A 22,171-nucleotide genomic window follows, 5' to 3' on the forward strand; every position below is an offset into this window, starting at 1 on the left:
CGAACTGCGGGACGCGCCGGCGCATCCCGCCCGTCGTTTTTCGCTATCAGGACGCGTGCGCCGACGTCAGACTGAGCGCCACGGCTTGCGCCACCTCGATGCCGTCGATGGCCGCCGAGTAGATGCCGCCGGCATACCCGGCGCCTTCGCCGGCCGGATACAGACCCTCGACGTTCACGCTCTGGTAATCGTCCTTGCGACGAATCCGCAGCGGCGACGACGTGCGCGTCTCGACGCCCGTGAGCACCGCATCGTGCATCGCGAAGCCTGCGAGCTTCTTGTCGATCTGCGGAAGGGCTTCACGGATGGCTTCGATCACGTAGTCGGGCAGCGCGGTGCTGAGATCGGTCGGATGCACGCCCGGCTTGTAGGACGGCACCACGGAGCCCAGCGACGTCGAAGGACGCCCGGCGATAAAGTCGCCCACGAGTTGCCCCGGCGCCTGGTAATTGCCGCCGCCGAGTTCGAACGCCCGCTCTTCCCATTTGCGCTGGAACGCGATGCCCGCGAGCGGGCCGCCTGGATAGTCCTCCGGCGTGATGCCGACGACGATGCCCGCATTCGCGTTGCGCTCGGCCCGCGAATACTGGCTCATGCCGTTGGTGACCACGCGGCCGGGTTCGGAAGTCGCCGCGACCACCGTGCCGCCGGGGCACATGCAGAAGCTATAGACCGAGCGGCCATTGTTCGCGTGATGCACCACCTTGTAGTCGGCCGCGCCAAGCTCCTTGTGGCCCGCAAACTTGCCGAAGCGGCTGCGATCGATCACCCCCTGTGGGTGCTCGATGCGAAAACCCAGCGAAAACGGCTTCGCTTCCATGAACACGCCGCGATCGTGCAGCATCTGGAACGTGTCGCGCGCGCTGTGGCCAACCGCCAGCACGACGTGGTCGCACGGCAGCGTCTCGCCGTTCGAGAGCTTGAGCGCGCGCACCTTGCCCTGCTCGATCTCGATGTCTTCGACGCGCGTTTCGAAGCGCACTTCGCCGCCCAGTTCGTGGATGGTGGCGCGCATCTTTTCCACCATGCTCACGAGCCGGAACGTGCCGATGTGCGGCCGGCTCAGATACAGGATGTCTTCCGGCGCACCGGCCTTGACGAACTCCTCGAGCACCTTGCGGCCGTAGTGGTTCGGATCCTTGATCTGGCTGTAGAGCTTGCCGTCGGAAAACGTCCCCGCCCCGCCTTCGCCGAACTGCACGTTGGATTCAGGGTTGAGCACGGACTTGCGCCACAGGCCGAAAGTGTCCTTGGTGCGCTCGCGCACGGCTTTGCCGCGTTCGAGGATGATGGGACGAAAGCCCATTTGCGCGAGGATCAGTCCTGCGAACAGGCCGCACGGCCCCATGCCGATCACCACCGGGCGGGGGCGCGTCGAGTGCTCTGGCGCCTTCGCGACAAAGCGGTAGGTCATGTCCGGCGTCGCCCCGCAATGCGGCTTGCCGGCGATCCGCTTGAGCACCTTCGCCTCGTCCTTGACTTCGATGTCGACGATATAGGTCAGCTTGATATCCGAGCGCTTGCGTGCATCGTGCGCACGGCGGAAGACGGTGTAGCGGACGAGCGCGTCTGCCGCTACGCCAAGTTCCGCGAGGCGTCCCCGAATCGCGGCTTCAAGATCGCTTTCGGCGTGGTCGAGGGGGAGTTTGACTTCGGATAAACGTAACATGGCTGCCAGGGTGCGATCGCCACGGGAAGTGTGGCCGATCCGTATTTTATAAGCTCGGCGGCTTTTCAAATGGAACGCGGCCGTACGACGAAACGCAAGCCAAGCGATGCGAGGAAAAAGAAAAGGGGCTACAGGCCAATGGCGTGTAACCCCTCGGTATTGCTGGTCGGAGCGATAGGATTCGAACCTACGACCCTCTGATCCCAAATCAGATGCGCTACCAGGCTGCGCTACGCTCCGACGAATCAGAGATTGTAGCGGTAGTGCCCCTGTGCCGTCAAATCCGCGTACGACACAGCGAAAAAAGCGAGACGAAATGCGATCCGCATCACGCGCTTGCCGCTCAGCAGCGGGGCGTGCACCATGTGAGCACACGCCGCACATGCACCCAATGAGCCAATGAGCTAACAAAAGGAGACGCCATGCACCTCATCCTCTGGCGCCACGCCGAAGCCGAAGATATCGCCGCCAGCGACCTCGCCCGCCAGCTCACCACGCGCGGGCGCAAGCAGGCGCAGAACGTCGCGCGGTGGCTGCGCGCGCGCCTGCCCGACGACGCCGTGATCCTCGCCAGCCCCGCCGCGCGCACCATCCAGACCGCCGAGGCGCTCACCGATCAATATCGCGTCGTGCGCGAACTCGCGCCCGATGCGAGCGTCGAGCAGGTACTCACCGCCGTGGGCTGGCCCAAGGGCCTCTCGTCCACGGTCGTGGTGGTCGGCCATCAGCCCACGCTCGGCGAGGTCGCGGCGCGCCTGCTCTCGGGTGGCACCGACTCGCGCAGCTGGGCGGTGAAGAAAGCCGGTGTGCTTTGGCTCGCCAGCCGCGACCGCAACGGCGACGATCAGGCCGTCCTGCACGCGGCCATCACGCCCGAGCTCGTCTAGTCCTCCGCCCGCCTCCACCTTCCACCGGGCCGCCTGCAGGCGGCCCTTCAGCGGTTAAACCGCAGTTCAACCGCGGTTTAACCGCGCCCGCCGCCCCGCCCATCCGGCGACCTCGCCCGTCTGCCTTACACCACGTCATCGAATCGTCATTGCGTTTTCATGGAAACGTAACCGCGTATTACTAAATTGCCGGGAAAGTTCTCTTACTTCCGACCAGGACGCCCCATGCGAGATCTGCCGACGCCCTCCCTGCCATTCGCCTCGACGTTGTTCGAGTCGAACCGACGCTTGCCGCGTGCCGAAGAAACGGTCACCGCGCAGCATCGGCTGCAGGTAGCCTGGGCTCGCACCGACGAGGAACTGCGCGAGGCCCAGCGTCTGCGCTACCGCGTGTTCGCAGAAGAAATGGGCGCACGCCTGACCGGCCCGGCCGGTCTCGACGTCGACGCCTTCGACTCGTACTGCGACCACCTGCTCGTGCGCGACCTCGACACGCTCAAGGTCGTCGGCACTTACCGCGTGCTGCCGCCGCACCAGGCGGCGCGCATCGGCCGCCTCTATGCCGAAAGCGAATTCGACGTCTCGCGCCTTGCGCACCTGCGCCCGAAAATGGTCGAGGTGGGCCGCTCGTGCGTGCACCCCGACTACCGCAGCGGCTCGGTCATCATGTCGCTGTGGGGCGGTCTGGGCGGCTATATGCAGCACAACGGCTACGAGACGATGCTCGGCTGCGCGAGCGTCGCCATGGCCGACGGCGGCCACTACGCGGCGAACCTGTACTGCGCGCTCGGCGCGAACGCGCTGACCGCGCCCGAGTATCGCGCCTTCCCGCACACGCCGCTGCCCGTCGAGGAACTGCGCACCGGCGCCCCCGCCGTGCCGCCGCCGCTCATCAAGGGCTATCTGCGCCTCGGCGCGAAGATCTGCGGTGCGCCCGCCTGGGACCCCGACTTCAACACCGCCGACTTCCTCACGCTCTTCCGCCTTTCGGAGATCAACGAGCGTTACGCGCGCCACTTCCTCGGCGAAGCCGTCACGCGCTAAGTCCCCATTCGCCCTTCAGCGGGCGAAAAAAAAGCCCGGCTCATTGGTGAGCCGGGCTTTTTTTTACCAGCGAAGCGCGCAGCGCTCACTCCTCCGTATACACCACGCGATACGGAATGCCGATCTTGCCCCATTCGGCCGCTTCCTGAACGAGGTTGTAATCGGTGAGCGGATTGTTCTGGACCCACGAGTTGGGCAGCAGCACTTCGTAGCCGTTGCCCTCCTGCTCCACCGTGATGTGCGGCAGACCGACGTCGGCGCGGCGGCGCGTGAGCAGTGCGGCCAGACGCAGGCAGAACAGCAGCGGCCACTCCACATCGCGCGCTTGCGAGAGCTTGCCGAGCTTGCCCACGTGGCCGAGCACGAGCGCGGCAAGGCGCGCCTGGTCGGTGCGCGAAAAGCCGGGCATGTCCGCGTTGCTGGCGATGTAGGCCGAGTGCTTGTGATACGCGCTGTGCGAAATGGACAGACCGATTTCGTGCAGCGACGCCGCCCACGTGAGGAACATGCGGTTCTCTTCGCGGCGCTCCTCGTCGGGCTCCTCGAACTGGTCGTAGAACTTCACGGCCAGCTCGCCGATGCGCCCCGCCTGCGCGCGATCCACGCCGTAGCGGCGCATGAAGCCTTCCACCGTGACCGTGCGCATGTCCTCGTGCTGCGAGCGGCCCAGCAGGTCGTAGAGCACGCCCAGGCGCAGCGCGCCGTCCGTGGTGTCGACGTAGTCGATGCCCAGCTCCTCGAACACCGCGATCATGATCGAGAGACCGCCCGCCAGCACGGGAATGCGGTCGGGCTTGAGCGCGACGAGCTTGAGCCGGTTCACGTTCTCGGCCTTGATGAGCGCGCGCTTCAGGCGCTCGAGGCCGCCACGCGAAATGCCGTGCGTAATGCCGGGATCGTTGAAGCCGTTCGCCTCGACGAGTTCCGCGAGCGCGCGCGCCGTGCCCGACGAGCCGATCGCCTGGTCCCAGCCGGTCTTGCGATAGTCGGCGGAAATGATCTGGATTTCGCGCGTGGCCGCGAGTTCGGCCTGGCGCATGGTGTACTCGTCGACGTTGCCCGAGGGGAAGAACTGGCGGCTATGGCTCACGCAGCCGATATAGAGGCTTTCCATGCGGATCGGCGTGTAGTGCGCGCCGATGATGAACTCGGTCGAGCCACCGCCGATGTCCACCACGAAGCGCTTGCCGGCGCTCGCCGGCACCGAGTGCGCGGCGCCCGCGTAGATGAGACGCGCTTCTTCGCGGCCCGCGATCACTTCGATCGGAAAGCCGAGCGCCGCTTCCGCCTCGGTGAGGAACTCGCGCGCGTTCTTGGCCACGCGCAGCGTATTGGTCGCCACCGCGCGCACCTGGTCGGGATGGAAGTCGCGCAGCCGCTCGCCGAAGCGCTTGAGCGCGTCCCAGCCACGCACCTGCGAGGCGCGGTCGAGCAGCTTGTCCTTCGACAGGCCGGCCGCGAGCCGCACGGGTTCGCGCAGGGCATCCACCGGGTAGATCTGGCTGCCGGCGTCGGTTTCCTCGACGCGGCCTACGATCAGACGAAAACTGTTCGAACCGAGGTCGACGGCGGCAAGCAGGTGGGGATTGGTGACCATCGAAGGGGCAGGCTCCATGCGTGCATACAGAGACGACCGCGCGGCCATGCGGGCTTGCTGCGCCGCCGCCGCACTGTCCAAATGCGTCATTTTAAGCGTAGCCGACTTCACCATGTCGCTCCTCGCATTGGTCATGACCATGGGTACTTTTACCCAGCGTGCATGTTCGCAACGCGACTTGTCGATTTCGTGAAAATGCGGCGTAAAATTTATGACACACCGAATGTCACAATAAAGTCATATTACTGTGAGAATTTCCGAGCGTCCGTTCGAATCACTCCCTGACATTCCGTTTTCATTGCCGATGTCCATCCGCTATCCCCTACTCAATCGCGAACTGGGCATTCTGGGATTCAATGAGCGCGTGCTCGCACAGGCGTCCGATCCCGCTGTTCCTTTGCTGGAGCGCTTGCGCTTCATCTGTATCACCAGCAGCAACCTCGACGAATTCTTCGAAGTCCGCATGGCCGGGCTTCAGGAGCAGATGCGCGACAACCCGGGCGTCCTCTCGCCCGACGGCATGTCGCTGCAGCACGTGTACGACCTCGTGGTCGAGCGCGCGCAGCGTCTCGTGCATCGCCAGTACCGCATGCTGCACGACACCGTGCTGCCCGCGCTCGAACAGGAAGGCATCTATTTCCACGGCACCGACGCCTGGAACGAAGCGCAAACCGCCTGGGCGCGCAAATACTTCTTCGACGAACTGCTGCCCGTTCTCACGCCCATCGGGCTCGACCCCGCGCACCCGTTCCCGCGCGTGCTCAACAAGAGCCTGAACTTCGTGGTCGAACTCGAAGGCAAGGACGCCTTCGGGCGCCAGGCCGTCATGGGCATCGTGCAGGCGCCGCGCGCGCTGCCGCGCCTCGTGCGCATGCCGCAGGAGCTTTCCGGCTTCCAGCACGGCTTCGTGCTGCTCGGCTCGCTGCTGCAGCGCTTCGTGGGCGAGCTGTTCCCGAGCCTCGTCGTGCGCAGCTGCAACCAGTTCCGCATCACGCGCAACAGTGAACTCTTCGTCGACGAAGACGAAATCACCAACCTGCGCGTGGCGCTGCAGGGCGAACTGCCCGCGCGGCACCTGGGCAATGCGGTGCGGCTCGAAGTGTCGGCGGAAACGCCCCCGCATCTCGCGAAGCGCCTGCTCGACGAAAGCGGTCTCGACGAAAAAGACTGCTATTACGTCGATGGCCCCGTGAATCTCGTGCGCCTCATGCAGTTGCCCGAGATGGTCGATCGCCCCGACCTCAAGTTCGTGCCGCACGTGCCCGCCATTCCGCAGCGCATCGCCGCGAACAGCAACATGTTCGACGTGATCGATCAGGGCGACGTGCTTCTGCATCATCCGTACGAGAGCTTCCAGCCCGTGCTGGAACTGCTGCTGCAGGCCGCCAACGATCCGAACGTGGTCGCGATCAAGCAGACGATCTACCGCACTGGCACCGACTCGCCGCTCATGGACGCGCTCATGCAGGCCGCGCGCAACGGCAAGGAAGTGACGGTGGTCGTGGAACTGCTCGCGCGCTTCGACGAAGAGACCAACATCAACTGGGCCGCGCAGCTCGAAGCCGTGGGCGCGCACGTGGTGTACGGCGTGGTGGGCCACAAGTGCCACGCCAAGATGATGCTGATCGTGCGCCGCGTGCCCGTGAACGGCCGCATGGTGCTGCGCCGCTATGTGCACCTCGGCACCGGCAACTACCATCCGCGCACGGCGCGCCTCTATACCGACTTCGGCCTCATGACTTCGGAGCCGAAGATGTGCGAGGACGTGCACCACGTCTTCCAGCAGCTCACGGGCATCGGCGGCGAGCTGCAGCTGCATGATCTGTGGCAGTCGCCGTTCACGCTGCATCCGAAGATGATCGAGGCGATTCGCAACGAAGCCGACGCCGCGCGTGCGGGCAAGAAGGCGCGTATCGTCGCGAAAATGAACGCGCTGCTCGAGCCGACCGTCATCGACGAGTTGTACGAAGCATCGCAGGCCGGCGTGAAGATCGACCTGATCATCCGTGGCGTGTGCTCGCTGCAGCCGGGCGTGCCAGGGCTCTCCGAGAACATCACCGTGCGCTCGATCGTCGGGCGCTTTCTCGAGCACCATCGCATTTACTACTTCTATGCGGGCGGCAAGGAAGACGTCTATTTGTCGAGCGCGGACTGGATGGATCGCAACCTGTTCCGCCGCGTCGAAGTAGCGTTCCCGATCCACGACCGCAGGCTCAAGCGCCGCGTGATCGCCGAAGGGCTTTCCACCTTCCTCGGCGACAATCAATCGGCGTGGCTCATGCAAAGCGACGGCCACTATCGCCGCCGCCGCGCGGGCAAGGCCGTGCGCAATGCGCAGTTGAGCTTGCTCGCGAAGTTCTGTCCGTAATGCACTGATCGCGCCGCTCACGCTGCACGCAAAAAAGCCGCTTCGAATGAAGCGGCTTTTTCAATGGCAACTGCAGATCCTCAGACCGGCGCCGGCTGCCTTCTCGTCGTGCGCGCGGTCGGGAAGCGCACCGTGAACGTGCTGCCCCGCCCTTCCTCGCTCTTCACTTCGAGCGCCGCGTCGTGGCGCTGCAGCACGTGCTTGACGATTGCGAGGCCCAGGCCCGTGCCGCCCGTGTCGCGCGAGCGGCTGCGATCCACGCGATAGAAGCGCTCGGTCAGGCGCGGAATATCGGCGGCCGGAATGCCCAGGCCGCTGTCGGTGACGGAAAACACCGCGCTGCCATGCTCCGCGCGCCAGGATAGATGCACCGTGCCGCCGTCCGGCGTGTAGCGCACCGCATTGGTCGCGAGATTGCCCAGCGCGCTCATGATCTCCGTTTCGGAACCGGTGACGCTCAGGCCGTCGTCGAAATCGGCCGTGATGCGGTGATGGCCGCCCGAAAGGCTTTCGGCGTCCTCGCGCACGTGTCCGAGCACCGCGCGCATGTCGACCATATGATCGCCGGGCTGACGCCCCTCGCCTTCCAGTTTCGCGAGCACGAGCAGGTCGGTGACGATGTGGCGCATGCGCGAGGCCTGTTGCTCCATCAGCTCCAGGTAGCGGTTGCGCTCGGCTTCGCCAAGCGGCAGCTCGCGCATCGTCTCGAGAAAGCCCGAGAGCACCGTGATCGGCGTTTTCAGTTCATGCGAAACGTTGGCCACGAAGTCGCGCCGCATGGCGTCGGTGCGCTCGAGTTCGGTGATGTCCTGCGAAAGCACGAGCTTGCGGTTCTCGCCGTACGGAAACACCTGCACCGAGATCACGTTCTGACGCTTGGCGCCCATGCCGCGCATGATCAGCATGTCCTTGTAGTCGTGCGAATTGAGGTAGCGCACGAAGTCGGGCTGCCGCACGAGATGCGTGATGTGCTGGCGCAGGTCGCGCCTCGCGTCGAGCCCGAAGTGGACTTCGGAGATCGCGTTGCACCACTCGATCTGGTCGTGGTCGTCGAGCATGGCGACGCCGTTGGGCGAGGCCTGGATCGCCTGGATGAAACGCGAGTGCTGCTGCTCCACCTGGCGCACCTGAGCGTGCCAGCGCTTCGCGAGCTTGTGCAAACGGTAGTAGATTTCGCCCCAGATGCCGGGAGCGCTCGGCACTTCGCCGTAGACCGGGGCGTCGAGCAGACGCCAGAGGCGCTGCTTGTGGAACGTGCTGAAGAGCATTTGCGCGAGCAGCGCCAGCACGGCAACGCCGAGCGCGATCTTGACGCCGAAAATCGCGCCAATACCCGCGCAAATGAGCGCGAGCAAAACGATCGATACGAGGGAGCGCGCCCAGATGATGTTCATGTTCCTGCGATCGAAGAATAATACGGTCGGATGCGGGCACGCGACATCTTGTTACCGCCGCTCGATTGCCGGCGGCAGTGAAGCGGTCGCGCCGCCCGGTGACTCACCCTGCGGCGCGGCCGTTATCCCAGCTTAGGCGCTCTTGGCGAGACGGTAGCCGCTGCCGCGCACCGTTTCGATCATAGCATCGCACCCTGCCGGCTTGAGCGCGGCGCGCAGACGCTTGATATGCACGTCCACGGTGCGCTCTTCCACGAACACGTGATCGCCCCACACCTGGTCGAGCAGTTGCGTGCGGCTGTGCACGCGCTCCGGATGCGTCATGAAGAAGTGCAGCAGGCGGAACTCGGTCGGGCCGAGGTCGAGCTTGATTTCCGAGCCTTCGGCGGCGGCCGCGACGCGGTGCGTGGCCGGATCGAGCTTCAGACCGTTGATCGCCACCACGTCTTCCGTGAGCTGCGGCGCGCGGCGGCGCAGCACCGCCTTGATGCGCGCCATCAGCTCCTTGGGCGAGAACGGCTTCGTCACGTAGTCGTCAGCGCCGATTTCGAGGCCGAGCACCTTGTCCTGCTCGTCGCCACGCGCGGTCAGCATGATGATCGGAATATGCTTCGTACGCTCGTTGTTGCGCAGATCGCGCGCGAAATTCACACCCGACTTGCCCGGCAACATCCAGTCGAGCAGGATGAGATCGGGCAGCACGTCGCTGATCAGGTTCTGCGCCTGCTCCGCGTTGTAGGCGCGGATCGGGCAGTGGCCTGCGTGCTGCAGGTTCACCGAAATCAGCTCGGAAATAGCGGGCTCATCTTCGATGACGAGAATGCTGCTAGGCATCGGCACCTCTTGACCTTGTTACCTGTGGAGTTGATTAGCTGAGTGCTTCGCGTTCGAGCGCGTCGCGCGACTTGTGCCGCACGTCGGTGCCCTTCACGATGTAAATGATGAATTCCGCGATGTTCTTCGCGTGGTCGCCGATCCGCTCGATCGCCTTGGCGATGAACAGATAGTCGAGGCCCACGGAGATCGTGCGCGGATCTTCCATCATGTAGCTCACGAGCTTGCGCACGAACGCGCGGAATTCCTCGTCGATCGCCTTGTCGTCGCGCACGATCTGCGCGGCGGCCACGGTGTCGAGACGCGCGAACGCGTCGAGCGCGCGGCGCAGGATCGACACGGCCATCTCGCCCGAGACCTTGATCTCGGCGATGTTGACGGTGCGCGAGGCGCCGTCTTCCATCAGGCGCTTCGTGCGCTTGGCGATCTTTTCGGCTTCGTCGCCGGCGCGCTCGAGGTTCGTGATGGTCTTCGAAATGGCGAGTACGAGGCGCAGGTCGCGCGCGGCCGGCTGGCGGCGCGCGATGATGTTGCTGCACTCTTCGTCGATCTCGACTTCCATCGTGTTGAGGCGGTCTTCAGCGGCGATCACGCGCTCGGCGGCGGCGCCGTCGAACTCGTTGAGCGCCTGCATGGCCGTGATGATCTGCGATTCGACGAGGCCGCCCATTTCGAGCACCTTCGACGAAATGAGGTTCAAATCGGCGTCGAACTGGCTGGACAAGTGTTTGTCGGACATGATTTGCTCCCTGCAACGCTCAGCCGAAGCGGCCGGTAATGTAGTCTTCCGTTTCCTTGCGGACCGGCTTGATGAAGATCTTTTCGGTGTCGCCGAACTCGATCAGCTCACCCAGGTACATGTATGCAGTGTAGTCCGAGCAGCGCGCGGCCTGCTGCATGTTATGGGTGACGATCACCACCGTGTAGTCGCTCTTGAGTTCCGCGATCAGCTCTTCGATACGGCCCGTGGAAATCGGGTCGAGCGCCGAGCACGGCTCGTCGAGCAGCAGCACTTCGGGGCGGATCGCAATGCCGCGCGCGATACACAGGCGCTGCTGCTGGCCGCCCGAGAGGCCGTAGCCGCTCTGGCCGAGCTTGTCCTTCACTTCGTTCCAGAGCGCGGCCTTGGTGAGCGCCCACTCCACACGATCGTCCATTTCCGGGCGCGAGAGCTTCTCGAACATCTTCACGCCGAACGCAATGTTGTCGTAAATCGACATCGGGAACGGGGTCGGCTTCTGGAACACCATGCCGATGCGTGCGCGCAGCAGCGAAATATCGCGCTTGGTCGCGAGCAGGTTCTCGCCGTCCATCACGATCTCGCCTTCGGCGCGCTGCTCCGGGTAGAGCGCGAACATCTTGTTGAAGGTGCGCAGAAGCGTGGACTTGCCGCAGCCCGACGGGCCAATGAACGCCGTCACCTTGCCTTCGGGAATCTGCAGGTTGATGTTCTTCAGCGCGTGGTACTTGCCGTAGAAGAAGTTCAGGTCCTTCACTTCGATCTTCGGCTTGCCCAGCGCCGGCAGGCGTGCGTTCTGGGCGGGATCCGCAGGTTCAAACCCAGCGGAGGGCGCATTGCCGTGCGCAGCGGTGTTGAGGTGACTCTCAGCCATGTTCATCGGGAACTCCGCCCTTACTTGTTCGAAAAGACCGTGCGCGCGAGGATATTTAGACCCAGCACGCCCAGCGTGATCAGGAAAACGCCGGCCCACGCAAGCGACTGCCACTGCGCAAACGGGCTCATCGCGAACTTGAAGATCGTGACCGGCAGGTTCGCGATCGGTTGATTCATGTCGGCGCTAAAGAACTGGTTCGACAGCGCGGTGAAGAGCAACGGCGCGGTTTCGCCGGCGATACGGGCGATGGCGAGCAGCACGCCCGTCACGATGCCCGCAATCGACGCCTTCAGCGTGATGGAGAGCACCATCTTCCACTTCGGCGTGCCGAGTGCGAAAGCCGCTTCGCGCAGCGCGTTCGGCACAAGCTTGAGCATGTTCTCGGTCGTGCGGATCACGATCGGGATCTGCAGCAGCGCAAGCGCAATCGCGCCGGCCCAACCGCTGAAGTGCCCCATCTTCGCGACCACGAGTGCGTAGACGAACAGGCCCACGACGATCGAGGGCGCCGACAGCAGAATGTCGTTGATGAAGCGCGTGACGCTAGCGAGCCAGCCCTTCTGGCCGTATTCCGCCAGATAGATGCCCGCGAGAATGCCGATCGGCGTGCCGACGAACGTTGCGATCACAACGAGCAGCAGGCTGCCGACGATGGCGTTCAGAAGACCGCCGCCATCGGTGTTCGGCGGGGGCGTGGACTGCGTGAACAGCTCGACCGAAAGACCGCCGATGCCGAGCGAAATCGTCGTGTAGAGAATCCACACGAGCCACAGAAGGCCGAACCCCATGGCGGCGAGCGAGAGCGTGAGCGCGATCGCGTTGGTCACGCGGCGGCGGCGCTGCAGCTTGTCGCGCATGCGGTCCAGTTCGGGGCCGTAAATCGCACCCGGAATTTTCATCATCGGTTCGCTCATCGCGCACCCTCCGATTTTTCAAGGCGCAGCAACATGAGCTTCGAGATCGACAGCACGATGAACGTAATCACGAAGAGGATCAGGCCGAGTTCCATCAGCGCGGCCGTGTGCAGGCCCGGGCTCGCTTCCGCGAACTCGTTGGCAAGCGCCGAGGTAATGCTGTTGCCCGGCGAAAAGAGCGACACGTTGTCGAGCAGGTTCGTATTGCCGATCACGAACGTGACGGCCATGGTCTCGCCAAGCGCGCGGCCAAGGCCGAGCATCACGCCGCCGATCACGCCGGTCTTGGTGAACGGCAGCACGATCTTCCACATCACTTCCCAGGTCGTGCAGCCGATGCCGTAGGCCGACTCCTTGAGCAGCACGGGCGTGACTTCGAACACGTCGCGCATGACCGACGCGATGTACGGAATGATCATGATCGCGAGAATCACGCCGGCGCACAGAATGCCGATGCCGATAGGCGCGCCCTGGAACAGCGCGCCGACGATCGGCATGCCGCCCAGCAGCGTGCCGAGCGGCTTTTCGAACCACTGCGCGAAGATCGGCGCGAACACGAGCAGACCCCACATACCGTAGACGATCGACGGGATCGCGGCGAGCAGTTCGATGGCGATGCCGAGCGGCCGGCGCAGCCATGCGGGCGAAAGCTCGGTGAGAAAGAGCGCGATGCCGAAGCTCACGGGCACGGCAATGATGAGCGCGATGAGCGACGTGGCGATCGTGCCGTAGATGGGCACGAGCGCGCCGAACTGCTCGCTGGGGGGATCCCAGTCGGCAGTCCAGAGGAATGCGAAACCGAACTTCTGGATCGTCGGCAACGAGGCGACGATCAGCGACACGATGATGCCGCCGAGCAGCAACAGCGTGACGATGGCAGCGAGGCGCGCGAGGCCGCCAAAAATGATGTCCCCTGCCGGGCTGGGCGCTTTTTGCTGCGCGGCGTTGCCGGGCGGGTTCGACACGAGCGGGACGTCGGACATGGTGACCTGGGTTCCAGTTGCCGCGAGCTTGAAGCTCACGACGTTGATGCAGCCGTAGGACTGCAGATCGCCCGCCTTCCGGCCGTTAATACTGACGACTGAGCCGGAAGGCGGGCGGCACATCATGGACAGCGCAGAATCAGGCAAGCCACAAGCGAACAGGCCGCGCGCGTCACGCGGCGGCCTTTTTTACGCTTGCCTGACGCTTGGCTTATTCAGCGACCGGCTTGCCGCTCGCGTCCTTGACCTTCTCCTTCCACTGCGACTTGATTTCGCTCACAACCGACGGCGGCAGCGAGATGTAGTCGAGGCTGTCAGCAGCCGGCGTGCCGTTCTTGAAGGCCCAGTCGAAGAACTTGAGCGTTTCCTTGCCCTGGTCCGGCTTGTCCTGTGCCGTGTGCAGCAGCACGAAGGTCGCGCCGACAACCGGCCATGCGTCCTTGCCCGGCTCGTTCGTGAGGATCTGGTAGAACGACTTCTTCCAGTCCGCGCCAGCGGCCGCTGCCTTGAACGTTTCGGTGTCCGGCTGAACCACAGCGCCCGACTCGTTCTTCATGGCAGTGTAGACCATGTGATTTTGCTTGGCGTACGCCCACTCGACGTAGCCGATCGCGCCCGGCAGGCGCTGCACGAAGGCCGCAACGCCGTCGTTGCCCTTGCCGCCCGTGCCCGTCGGCCATGCCACGGTCGTGCCTTCGCCGACCTTGCTCTTCCACTCGGGGTTGACCTTCGAGAGGTAGTTCGTCCAGATGAAGCTGGTGCCCGAACCGTCGGCGCGGCGCACCACGGCGATGTCGAGGTCAGGCAGCTTGACCTTCGGGTTCAGCGCGACGATGGCCGGATCGTTCCACTTCTTGATCTTGCCGAGGTAGATGTCGCCGAGCACCGGGCCCGACAGCGTGATTTCGCCGGCCTTCACGCCCGGCACGTTGATCGCCGGCACGACGCCGCCGACCACCGTCGGGAACTGGAACAGGCCTTCCTTGGCCAGATCTTCGTCCTTCAGCGGCGCGTCCGAGCCCGCGAAGTCAACGGTCTTGGCTTGAATCTGCTTGATGCCACCCGACGAACCAATGCCTTGGTAATTCACCTTGCCGCCGCCCGACTTTTGATAGGCATCCGCCCATTTCGTATAGATCGGTGCTGCGAAGGTGCTACCCGCGCCAGTGATGTCAGCAGCCTGCGCTGCGATCGCGAAGAGCGCGCCAGCAACGCCAGCGAGCGCGGTTTGCATCAATTTCATGAGACCTCCAGTGTGTGAGCGGATGAACGACACCGCGAAGCTTAGGGGGTCTCTGTGACAGTACTGTGACGATTCATGAAGCAAACGTGACAGTACGATTACTGGCTGAAAGGCGCGTGGATATGCGTATTGGGCGGTCTGTGAGGTGCGCTCGCGCGATGGCCGGCATGGGTGGCCGCAGCTGAAACGCCCGCCGGATGGGCGCTCGGAAGGCGTCCCGGGGTCCGATGAAAAAATTCGAGGAATTCCTCGAAAATGATTTGCAAACGGTTATGTGAGTGTTTTAAACGTTTGCCTGCTTGCGCTTCGACGTCGAAAAAATCGCAAAAAAATGAGCGTGACGGCGGCTTGCGCCATCACGCTCATCGGCTTGTCGCTGACGATTACGCGATCGAACGCTTGACCACGTTGGCGATCGCCTCGGCGTAGTGCACCGTGTCGCGCTCCTCGCGAGCCTCGACCATCACGCGCAGCACCGGCTCCGTGCCCGACGCGCGGATCAGTACGCGCCCCTTACCCTTCAATTCCGCCTCGGCGGAAGCGATCGACTGCTGGATCTCGGCATTGCCCTTCCAGTCGGCGCCATGCGCGATGCGCACGTTGATGAGCTTCTGCGGAAACAGCTTCACGCCGTCGAGCAGTTGCGCGATCGTCTTGCCACTGCGTTTCATCGCCGCGAGCACGAGCAACGCCGAGACGATGCCGTCGCCGGTCGTGTGGCGGTCGAGCGAAAGAATGTGACCCGAGCCTTCGGCGCCGAGCTGCCAGCCGCGCTCGCGCAGTTGCTCCAGCACGTAGCGGTCGCCCACGTTCGCGCGCACGAGCTGCACGCCAAGACCTTCGAGCGCCTGCTCGATCGCAAAATTGGTCATGAGCGTGCCGACCGCCCCTTCCACCTTGCCATCGGTCGCAATGCGGTCCTTCACGAGCACGTAGAGCAGTTCGTCGCCGTTGTAGAGGCGGCCTTGTGCGTCCACCACCTGGAGACGGTCGGCGTCGCCGTCCAGCGCGATGCCGAGGTCGGCGTGATTCGCGCGCACGGCGCGCACGAGCGCGTCGGGCGCGGTCGCGCCCACGCCGTCGTTGATGTTGAAACCGTTCGGCGACACGCCGATCGGAATCACGTCCGCGCCCAGTTCGTGGAACACGTGCGGCGCGATGTCATAACCCGCGCCGTTGGCACAGTCGATCACGAGCTTGAGGCCGCGCAGGTTGAACGCCTGCGGGAACGTGCTCTTGCAGAACTCGATGTAGCGACCGCCCGCGTCGTGCAGGCGGCGTGCGCGGCCGAGTTGCTCTGACGGCGCGCACGCGAGCGGCTGCTCGAGCTGTTCCTCGATTTGCGTCTCCACCTCGTCGGGGAGCTTGTTGCCGTCGGCGGAGAAGAACTTGATGCCGTTATCGTAGTACGGATTGTGCGACGCGCTGATCACGACGCCCGCGGCAAGCCGCAGCGCACGCGTGAGATAGGCGATGCCGGGCGTGGTCATCGGTCCGGCCAGCATCACGTCGATACCCGCGGCCGACAGCCCCGCCTCCAGAGAAGCTTCGAGCATATAGCCCGAAATACGCGTGTCCTTGCCGATCAGCACGGACGGGCGCGGCCCGGATACCCCCGCCGACCCAGCGAGCACCTTGCCCGCCGCGTAGCCTAGCCGAAGCACGAAATCGGGCGTGATCGGCGCCTCGCCGACCTTGCCACGCACCCCATCAGTTCCGAAATAACGACGTCCCATCTTTCTATCCCTCGGTTTGGTGCTGCCTTGTCCTGTATTTTGGCCGCCCGGATGCGTTCGTGCATCCCGTGGCAAAGAGCGTCGCCGGTCGATCGCGCAGTTGGTCGCGCAGTTGGTCACGCAGTCAGTCACGCAGTTGCTCGCGCGGTAGCTCGCTGACCCTCGCGCGGACTATGCGCCGACCGCCATCGCGTCGCGCATCGCCGCCCAGACCTTGAGCGCGTCCACAGTGGGCGCGACGTCATGCACGCGAATGATCGCCGCACCGCGTTCCGCCGCGCATACCGCCGCCGCCACGCTCGCCGCAACACGTTCGGGCGCAGGCCGGTTCACGAGTGCGCCGAGCATCGACTTGCGCGACATGCCGGCGAGGATCGGATACGGCGCGCCACCTGCCGCGACCTCAGGCGCCGTCTCGGGCAAATGCGCGAGCAGTGCGTAATTGTGCTCCACCACCGACTTGCCGAAACCAAAGCCCGGATCCACGCTGATGCGCGCCTTCGCCACGCCCGCCGCTTCGAGTTCGGCACAACGCCCGGCAAGAAACTCACGAACCTCACGCACGACGTTCACGTAATCGGGCTCGCCCACCTGCATGGTCTGCGGCTCGCCATGCATGTGCATCACACACAGCCCGCATGCGCTGCCGCGCACGGCTTCGATCGCGCCAGGCATCCGGAAACCCCAGATGTCGTTGATCATGTCGGCGCCTGCCGCAAGCGCCGCGCGCATGACTTCGGGCTTGTACGTGTCGATCGAGAGCGGCACGTTCGCGCCCTTGAGCTTTTCCACCAGCGGAATCACCCGCTCGAGTTCCTCGTCGAGCGGCACGGGCGGTGCGCCCGGCCGCGTCGACTCACCGCCAATGTCGATGATATCGACGCCGTCGAGCATCATCTGCTCCGCGCGGCGCACGGCGTCGCCAAAAGCGATGTACCGGCCGCCGTCGGAAAACGAGTCGGGCGTGGCGTTGAGGATGCCCATGACGAGCGGACGCTCGAAAGTCAGCGTGAAGCGGCCGCACGCGAGCGGTTCAGGTGGGAGACTACCTTGCGAGGAGATGTTGGGCACGTCAAGAAACGTCAGATGTGTAACGAGATGCGGCGGCACACAGGCGCGCCAGAAATGCAAAACGGGCCGATGTGAACATCACACCGGCCCGCAACTTTACTCGATCAGGATCACGCCGGTGCAGTGGCGCTACCGGGTTTGACCTCGGTGCCCGTGCTGCCGCCCGAGGACGCGTCGCCCGGCGACGGCGAGCTCTTCGGCGAGCGCGGCGGCCGGCCGGCCATGATGTCGTTGATCTGGTCGGCGTCGATCGTTTCCCACTCCATGAGTGCCGCGGTCATGGCTTCGACCTTGTCGCGGTTCTCGTCGAGCAGGCGCTTCGCGAGGTTGTACTGCTCGTCCAGCACGCGGCGGATTTCCGCGTCGACCTTCTGCTGCGTCGCTTCCGAGATCGCACGCGTGAAGCCCTTGCCGAACGGGCCGCCGTCGTTGTCGTCGTCGGCGTAGACCATCGGTCCGAGCGCGTCGGTCATGCCGAAGCGCGTGACCATGGCACGAGCCGTTTGCGTCGCCTTGTTGAAGTCGTCCGAGGCGCCCGTGCTGATCAGGTTCATGAACAGCTCTTCCGCCACGCGGCCGCCGAACAGGATGGCCAGACGATCCAGCAGGTAGTCCTTCGAATACGTTTCGTTGTCGTGCTCGGGCAACTGCCACGTCACGCCCAGCGCACGGCCGCGCGGAATGATCGTCACCTTGTGCACCGGGTCCGCCTTCGGCAGCAGCTTTGCGATGACCGCGTGACCCGACTCGTGGTACGCCGTGGCACGCTTCGCTTCTTCGCGGATCACGGCCGACTTGCGCTCCGGACCCATGAAGATCTTGTCCTTCGCGTCTTCGAAGTCCTGCATTTCGACGATGCGCTTGCCGCGGCGCGCCGCGAAGAGCGCCGCTTCATTCACGAGGTTCGCGAGATCGGCACCCGAAAAGCCCGGCGTGCCACGCGCGATCACCGCTGCATCCACGTCGTTGGCGATCGGCACCTTGCGCAGGTGCACCTTCATGATCTGCTCGCGGCCCCGAATGTCAGGCAGGCCCACATACACCTGGCGGTCGAAACGGCCCGGACGCAGCAACGCCTTGTCGAGCACGTCGGAACGGTTGGTTGCCGCGATCACGATGACGCCCGAGTTCGCCTCGAAGCCGTCCATCTCGACCAGCATCTGGTTCAGCGTCTGCTCGCGTTCGTCATTGCCGCCGCCCATCCCGGCGCCACGATGACGGCCGACCGCGTCGATTTCGTCGATGAACACGATACACGGCGCGTGCTTCTTGGCCTGCTCGAACATGTCGCGCACGCGGGCCGCGCCCACGCCAACGAACATTTCCACGAAGTCCGAACCCGAGATGCTGAAGAACGGCACCTTCGCTTCGCCGGCAATGGCGCGCGCAAGCAGCGTCTTACCCGTACCCGGAGGTCCAACGAGCAGCACGCCGCGCGGGATACGCCCACCGAGCTTCTGGAATTTTTGCGGATCGCGCAGGAAGTCGACGAGTTCGGACACTTCTTCCTTCGCTTCGTCGCAGCCTGCGACGTCGGAGAAGTTGACCGCGTTGTTGTTCTCGTCGATCAGGCGGGCGCGCGATTTACCAAAGGAGAACGCCCCGCCTTTGCCGCCCCCCTGCATCTGCCTCATCATGTAGAACCAGAACACGATGATCAGTATCGTCGGTCCAAGGTAGTACAACGCCGAAACGAGCGCATTCGGCTCTTCGTCGGCCTTGCCGCTCACCTGCACGCCGTATTTCATCAGGTCGCCGACCATCCAGATATCGCCCGGAGAGACGATCTGGTATTTCTGGCCGTCAGCCGGAGTGACCGTGAGGTTCCGCCCCTGCACCACGACACTCTTGACCTTGCCGGCCTTCGCGTCGTCCATGAACTGCGAGTACGAGACGCCTTCCTGGACACGGGGCTTGTCGAACTGCTTGAACACCGTAAACAGCACCAGTGCTATCACCAGCCACACTGCTGCCTTCGAAAACATGTTGTTGTTCAAAGCACCACTCCTTCACTCATAGATGGGCGCCTACATTTGCCTTGCGACACCACCAAAGCATTCTAATCCAGTACACCGACCCCTGCCATAACGTTTCGCTACCGCAGGAATAGCCCGAGCGCCTTGTCCTGTCCGCCTCTTGCACCCATTGTGCGGTCAGTTAGCGCCTTTTGCACGGCAATCATGCCCCGTTTAACGGGGGCGCTTCAGATGTTTGCCCAATATAAACGTTTCGGACGATTTATCGCGCGAAGCCTTCGGCTTGCGCGCCGCCACAACCTTGAACTGATCCTTGAACTTCTCGACGATCTGGCTGTAGCCGCTGCCGTGGAAACATTTGACTAAAAGGGCACCATCGGGTTTCAGATGATTCTGCGAAAACTCGAGCGCGAGATCGCACACGTGTTCGATACGCGCCGCGTCTGCCGACGCGACCCCCGAGAGATTGGGTGCCATGTCCGAAATTACAAGATCGACCGGGCGCCCACCCACCAATTCTTCCAGTTGCGCGAGCACATCGTCCTCGCGGAAGTCGCCCTGCAGGAACTGCACGTCCGAAATGGGTTCCATGGGCAGGAGGTCGAGCGCGATGATTGTGCCGTCGATGCCGCCTTCGCGTTGGTCGTCGCGCTTCGTGCCTTGTGCGAGCTTGTTGCGCGCGTACTGGCTCCAGCTGCCGGGCGCGGCGCCGAGGTCCACGATCACCATGCCGGGGCGGATCAGCTTGTCCTGCTCGTCGATTTCCTTGAGCTTGTACGCGGCGCGGGCGCGATAGCCCTCCCGCTGCGCCATTTTCACGTACGGGTCGTTGATATGGTCGTGCAGCCACGACTGGTTGAAGCGATTTTTTGCCATTAAAGATGAACTCTTGCTGCGTGATTCCGCGCTTTTAGCGGATAATACGCGTTTTATTCGTGCGGCCGTCGCGGCCCGCCTGGCCGGATGTTCTTTCCTCCGCCGGCGTTTTTTTGCCCGCGCCCTGCCGTTCCCCACGGTTTTCCGTTGTTCCGACGCGCTTTGCCCGCTGGCGGCCCGCTACTCGCGGACCGCATCTACGTCTGCCCAGGTTGTCAATTCATGCCTGGCGAACTGCGCGGCGCCGTCATTTTAGTCGAGTCTGCCACATCCCATGCCCGCCCTCACTCTTTCCGCCGAACAGCGCTCCGAACTGCGCTCCCAGGCTCACGCGCTCAAACCGGTCGTACTCATCGGCGCCGAGGGACTGACCGACGCCGTGCTCAAGGAAATCAAGGTTCACCTCGCCGCGCACCAACTTATCAAGGTGCGCGTATTCGGTGACGAACGCGAAGAGCGCCTCGCGATCTACGAAGAGATCTGCGACCGCCTGAGCGCCGCCCCGATCCAGCACATCGGCAAGCTGCTCGTCATCTACAAGCCCGAGGAAGCCAAGGCGAAGGCTACGACCGCGCGCGCTGGCGCCCGCGGCACCGTGTCGCGCCCGTCGGCCGACGTCCCGAGCGCTCGCGAAGCGGGCAAGCGCGGCGCCGCACCGCGCGTCGTCAAGGTCGTCAAGGCCAGCGACAACCCGATGCGCAAGCCGAAGTCGCAAAAAGTGACGGTCAAGGGTAATGAGCGCGTCACGCAAGGCGGCAACATCAAGCGCGCCAAGAAGCGCCAAACCAGCTCCAAGCGGGCCCACCAGGGTTCGAAGTAAAAAAGCGCGGCCTTCGAGCCGCGCTTTTTTTCGGCGCCAGCGGCTGGGGCACTCGCTTACTGCGCGCAAGCTCCGAGGCGCTGCGGCAACGCGCCGCGCGCCGAAGGCAGCAGCCAGACGAGCCACGCACCAAGCAGGCTCTGCACGAGATAGAACAGGCTCGACACGCCATGCAGCAAGCCGAAGCGGCTCGCATAGGGCGAGCTGGCCACATCCATGCCCGCGCTCATGGCCTGAACGCGCAATGCGTTCATAAACGGCTGCAGCGCGAAATAGCCGATCAGCACGCACAGCAGCATCGCCGCCAGAATCCAGCGCAACCGGCGGTAACCCAGCGCGCCGCGGCGCGCGAGCACGTTCGACAGGCCGAGCAGCAGCACGCCGCACACCACGCCGATCACGCCTTCAAGACGAAAGAACTGCGCGGCAAGCTCGCCGGCCACCACCCTTTCGAGCGACGCGAACAAAACGGGCGCGACCGCATAGCCAATGGTCAGCTGGCTGCCGACCCACAACATGGCGAGCAGCCCGAAAATCCGATGCGGAACGAGCGAAACGGGAGCGGCGTAACCCGCCTGACTTGCGGTACTCACGTCGATATGCCCTCAGACGTAGCGAACCTCGATGACCTCGTACTCGCGCACGCCGCTCGGGGCCTGCACTTCGGCGACGTCGCCTTCGGACTTGCCGATCAGTGCGCGCGCGATCGGCGAGCTGACCGAGATCAGGCCGTGCTCGAGGTCGGCTTCGTCGTCGCCGACGATCTGGTAGGTCACCGTCTTGCCGGAATCGAGGTCTTCGAGATCCACGGTCGAGCCGAACACGATGCGGCCGTCCGCTTCGAGGGTGGACGGGTCGATGATCTGTGCGGCCGACAGCTTCGATTCGATTTCGGCGATGCGGCCTTCGATGAAGCCCTGCTTTTCCTTCGCCGCATCGTATTCCGCGTTTTCCGACAGGTCGCCTTGGGCGCGCGCTTCGGAGATCGCGTTGATGACCGCCGGACGCTCGACGGATTTCAGGCGCTGCAGCTCGCCGCGAAGTTGGTCTGCACCGCGCTTGGTCAAGGGAATCGTGCTCATAAACAACTCGTACGGCCCACAAGGGCCTAAAGAAGGCCGCGCCACGCCAGCGTGTCGCGAG

19 protein-coding genes and 1 tRNA gene are annotated in these 22,171 nt (G+C 64.1%); 4 read left to right on the plus strand and 16 right to left on the minus strand.

The window, feature by feature from the left end; translation table 11 throughout:
- Positions 1 to 46: 46 nt before the first annotated feature.
- Positions 47 to 1,669, minus strand: a complete 1,623-nt coding sequence (locus U5A65_RS30415) for an NAD(P)/FAD-dependent oxidoreductase (RefSeq protein WP_321936085.1) — start codon at positions 1,667 to 1,669, stop codon at positions 47 to 49.
- A gap of 163 nt (positions 1,670 to 1,832) precedes the next feature.
- Positions 1,833 to 1,909: transfer RNA gene (locus U5A65_RS30420), tRNA-Pro, on the minus strand.
- A gap of 182 nt (positions 1,910 to 2,091) precedes the next feature.
- On the opposite strand from U5A65_RS30420, the gene sixA reads away from it, so the two are divergent.
- Positions 2,092 to 2,556 (plus strand): phosphohistidine phosphatase SixA, encoded by a 465-nt coding sequence (sixA, locus tag U5A65_RS30425; RefSeq protein ID WP_321912435.1) that lies wholly within the window; start codon positions 2,092 to 2,094, stop codon positions 2,554 to 2,556.
- A 225-nt stretch (positions 2,557 to 2,781) separates the two neighbouring features.
- Complete coding sequence (locus U5A65_RS30430) at positions 2,782 to 3,600, plus strand: GNAT family N-acetyltransferase (protein ID WP_321912437.1); 819 nt, start codon at positions 2,782 to 2,784, stop codon at positions 3,598 to 3,600.
- Positions 3,601 to 3,685: 85 nt separating this feature from the next.
- On the opposite strand, the gene ppx is transcribed toward U5A65_RS30430, so the two are convergent.
- Positions 3,686 to 5,287: an exopolyphosphatase gene (gene ppx / locus U5A65_RS30435; RefSeq protein WP_415765894.1), complete on the minus strand. Its 1,602-nt coding sequence runs from the start codon at positions 5,285 to 5,287 to the stop codon at positions 3,686 to 3,688.
- Between the two features lie 214 nt (positions 5,288 to 5,501).
- On the opposite strand from ppx, the gene ppk1 reads away from it, so the two are divergent.
- Positions 5,502 to 7,565, plus strand: a complete 2,064-nt coding sequence (gene ppk1, locus U5A65_RS30440) for a polyphosphate kinase 1 (protein ID WP_321912440.1) — start codon at positions 5,502 to 5,504, stop codon at positions 7,563 to 7,565.
- An 80-nt stretch (positions 7,566 to 7,645) separates the two neighbouring features.
- On the opposite strand, the gene phoR is transcribed toward ppk1, so the two are convergent.
- The 11 genes from phoR to U5A65_RS30495 form a co-directional block, all read right to left on the minus strand.
- Entirely contained in the window at positions 7,646 to 8,959 is a 1,314-nt protein-coding gene (gene phoR / locus U5A65_RS30445) for a phosphate regulon sensor histidine kinase PhoR (RefSeq protein WP_321948749.1), read from the minus strand.
- Positions 8,960 to 9,091: 132 nt separating this feature from the next.
- Positions 9,092 to 9,793: a phosphate regulon transcriptional regulator PhoB gene (gene phoB / locus U5A65_RS30450; protein WP_042261377.1), complete on the minus strand. Its 702-nt coding sequence runs from the start codon at positions 9,791 to 9,793 to the stop codon at positions 9,092 to 9,094.
- Positions 9,794 to 9,827: 34 nt separating this feature from the next.
- A complete protein-coding gene (gene phoU / locus U5A65_RS30455) occupies positions 9,828 to 10,532 on the minus strand; it encodes a phosphate signaling complex protein PhoU (RefSeq protein ID WP_321912443.1) in 705 nt (234 codons plus the stop codon).
- Positions 10,533 to 10,551: 19 nt separating this feature from the next.
- Positions 10,552 to 11,406, minus strand: coding sequence for a phosphate ABC transporter ATP-binding protein PstB (gene pstB / locus U5A65_RS30460; protein ID WP_407671808.1), 855 nt, complete (start codon positions 11,404 to 11,406; stop codon positions 10,552 to 10,554).
- A gap of 20 nt (positions 11,407 to 11,426) precedes the next feature.
- A complete protein-coding gene (gene pstA, locus U5A65_RS30465) occupies positions 11,427 to 12,323 on the minus strand; it encodes a phosphate ABC transporter permease PstA (protein ID WP_321948750.1) in 897 nt (298 codons plus the stop codon).
- Positions 12,320 to 13,306 carry a phosphate ABC transporter permease PstC gene (gene pstC / locus U5A65_RS30470; protein ID WP_158758209.1) on the minus strand — a complete coding sequence of 329 codons (987 nt, stop codon included), beginning with the start codon at positions 13,304 to 13,306 and terminating at the stop codon, positions 12,320 to 12,322. Before pstC ends, pstA begins: the two co-directional genes overlap by 4 nt.
- A gap of 211 nt (positions 13,307 to 13,517) precedes the next feature.
- Positions 13,518 to 14,549: a phosphate ABC transporter substrate-binding protein PstS gene (gene pstS / locus U5A65_RS30475; protein WP_321912449.1), complete on the minus strand. Its 1,032-nt coding sequence runs from the start codon at positions 14,547 to 14,549 to the stop codon at positions 13,518 to 13,520.
- Between the two features lie 383 nt (positions 14,550 to 14,932).
- Positions 14,933 to 16,285, minus strand: a complete 1,353-nt coding sequence (glmM, locus tag U5A65_RS30480; RefSeq protein ID WP_321948751.1) for a phosphoglucosamine mutase — start codon at positions 16,283 to 16,285, stop codon at positions 14,933 to 14,935.
- 171 nt (positions 16,286 to 16,456) lie between these two features.
- Positions 16,457 to 17,347: a dihydropteroate synthase gene (gene folP, locus U5A65_RS30485; protein WP_321948793.1), complete on the minus strand. Its 891-nt coding sequence runs from the start codon at positions 17,345 to 17,347 to the stop codon at positions 16,457 to 16,459.
- Positions 17,348 to 17,466: 119 nt separating this feature from the next.
- Positions 17,467 to 19,353 carry an ATP-dependent zinc metalloprotease FtsH gene (ftsH, locus tag U5A65_RS30490; protein WP_321948752.1) on the minus strand — a complete coding sequence of 629 codons (1,887 nt, stop codon included), beginning with the start codon at positions 19,351 to 19,353 and terminating at the stop codon, positions 17,467 to 17,469.
- Positions 19,354 to 19,545: 192 nt separating this feature from the next.
- The gene (locus tag U5A65_RS30495) at positions 19,546 to 20,208 is read right to left on the minus strand and encodes an RlmE family RNA methyltransferase (RefSeq protein ID WP_321912454.1); all 663 of its coding nucleotides are present in this window, start codon (positions 20,206 to 20,208) and stop codon (positions 19,546 to 19,548) included.
- A 274-nt stretch (positions 20,209 to 20,482) separates the two neighbouring features.
- Here U5A65_RS30495 and U5A65_RS30500 point away from each other — a divergent pair, with 274 nt between their 5' ends.
- Positions 20,483 to 21,028 (plus strand): YhbY family RNA-binding protein, encoded by a 546-nt coding sequence (locus U5A65_RS30500; protein ID WP_321912455.1) that lies wholly within the window; start codon positions 20,483 to 20,485, stop codon positions 21,026 to 21,028.
- A 56-nt stretch (positions 21,029 to 21,084) separates the two neighbouring features.
- Here U5A65_RS30500 and U5A65_RS30505 read toward each other — a convergent pair whose 3' ends face one another.
- Positions 21,085 to 21,546, minus strand: coding sequence for a DUF4149 domain-containing protein (locus U5A65_RS30505; RefSeq protein WP_321912644.1), 462 nt, complete (start codon positions 21,544 to 21,546; stop codon positions 21,085 to 21,087).
- Positions 21,547 to 21,633: 87 nt separating this feature from the next.
- A complete protein-coding gene (greA, locus tag U5A65_RS30510) occupies positions 21,634 to 22,110 on the minus strand; it encodes a transcription elongation factor GreA (protein ID WP_158758216.1) in 477 nt (158 codons plus the stop codon).
- Between the last annotated feature and the right edge of the window lie 61 nt (positions 22,111 to 22,171).

It is taken from the genome of Paraburkholderia sp. J10-1 (assembly GCF_905220165.1).
Lineage (GTDB): Bacteria > Pseudomonadota > Gammaproteobacteria > Burkholderiales > Burkholderiaceae > Paraburkholderia.

Bases quoted from the DNA above. Each gene is read 5' to 3' on its own strand.
- ppk1 (WP_321912440.1), top strand. From the start codon at position 5,502: ATGTCCATCCGCTATCCCCTACTCAATCGCGAACTGGGCATTCTGGGA.
- pstB (WP_407671808.1), bottom strand. From the start codon at position 11,406: ATGGCTGAGAGTCACCTCAACACCGCTGCGCACGGCAATGCGCCCTCC.
- pstS (WP_321912449.1), bottom strand. From the start codon at position 14,549: ATGAAATTGATGCAAACCGCGCTCGCTGGCGTTGCTGGCGCGCTCTTC.
- glmM (WP_321948751.1), bottom strand. From the start codon at position 16,285: ATGGGACGTCGTTATTTCGGAACTGATGGGGTGCGTGGCAAGGTCGGC.
- phoU (WP_321912443.1), bottom strand. From the start codon at position 10,532: ATGTCCGACAAACACTTGTCCAGCCAGTTCGACGCCGATTTGAACCTC.
- sixA (WP_321912435.1), top strand. From the start codon at position 2,092: ATGCACCTCATCCTCTGGCGCCACGCCGAAGCCGAAGATATCGCCGCC.
- pstA (WP_321948750.1), bottom strand. From the start codon at position 12,323: ATGAGCGAACCGATGATGAAAATTCCGGGTGCGATTTACGGCCCCGAA.
- U5A65_RS30430 (WP_321912437.1), top strand. From the start codon at position 2,782: ATGCGAGATCTGCCGACGCCCTCCCTGCCATTCGCCTCGACGTTGTTC.
- pstC (WP_158758209.1), bottom strand. From the start codon at position 13,306: ATGTCCGACGTCCCGCTCGTGTCGAACCCGCCCGGCAACGCCGCGCAG.
- U5A65_RS30505 (WP_321912644.1), bottom strand. From the start codon at position 21,546: ATGTTGTGGGTCGGCAGCCAGCTGACCATTGGCTATGCGGTCGCGCCC.
- phoR (WP_321948749.1), bottom strand. From the start codon at position 8,959: ATGAACATCATCTGGGCGCGCTCCCTCGTATCGATCGTTTTGCTCGCG.
- ppx (WP_415765894.1), bottom strand. From the start codon at position 5,287: ATGACGCATTTGGACAGTGCGGCGGCGGCGCAGCAAGCCCGCATGGCC.
- phoB (WP_042261377.1), bottom strand. From the start codon at position 9,793: ATGCCTAGCAGCATTCTCGTCATCGAAGATGAGCCCGCTATTTCCGAG.
- U5A65_RS30500 (WP_321912455.1), top strand. From the start codon at position 20,483: ATGCCCGCCCTCACTCTTTCCGCCGAACAGCGCTCCGAACTGCGCTCC.
- U5A65_RS30415 (WP_321936085.1), bottom strand. From the start codon at position 1,669: ATGTTACGTTTATCCGAAGTCAAACTCCCCCTCGACCACGCCGAAAGC.
- U5A65_RS30495 (WP_321912454.1), bottom strand. From the start codon at position 20,208: ATGGCAAAAAATCGCTTCAACCAGTCGTGGCTGCACGACCATATCAAC.
- greA (WP_158758216.1), bottom strand. From the start codon at position 22,110: ATGAGCACGATTCCCTTGACCAAGCGCGGTGCAGACCAACTTCGCGGC.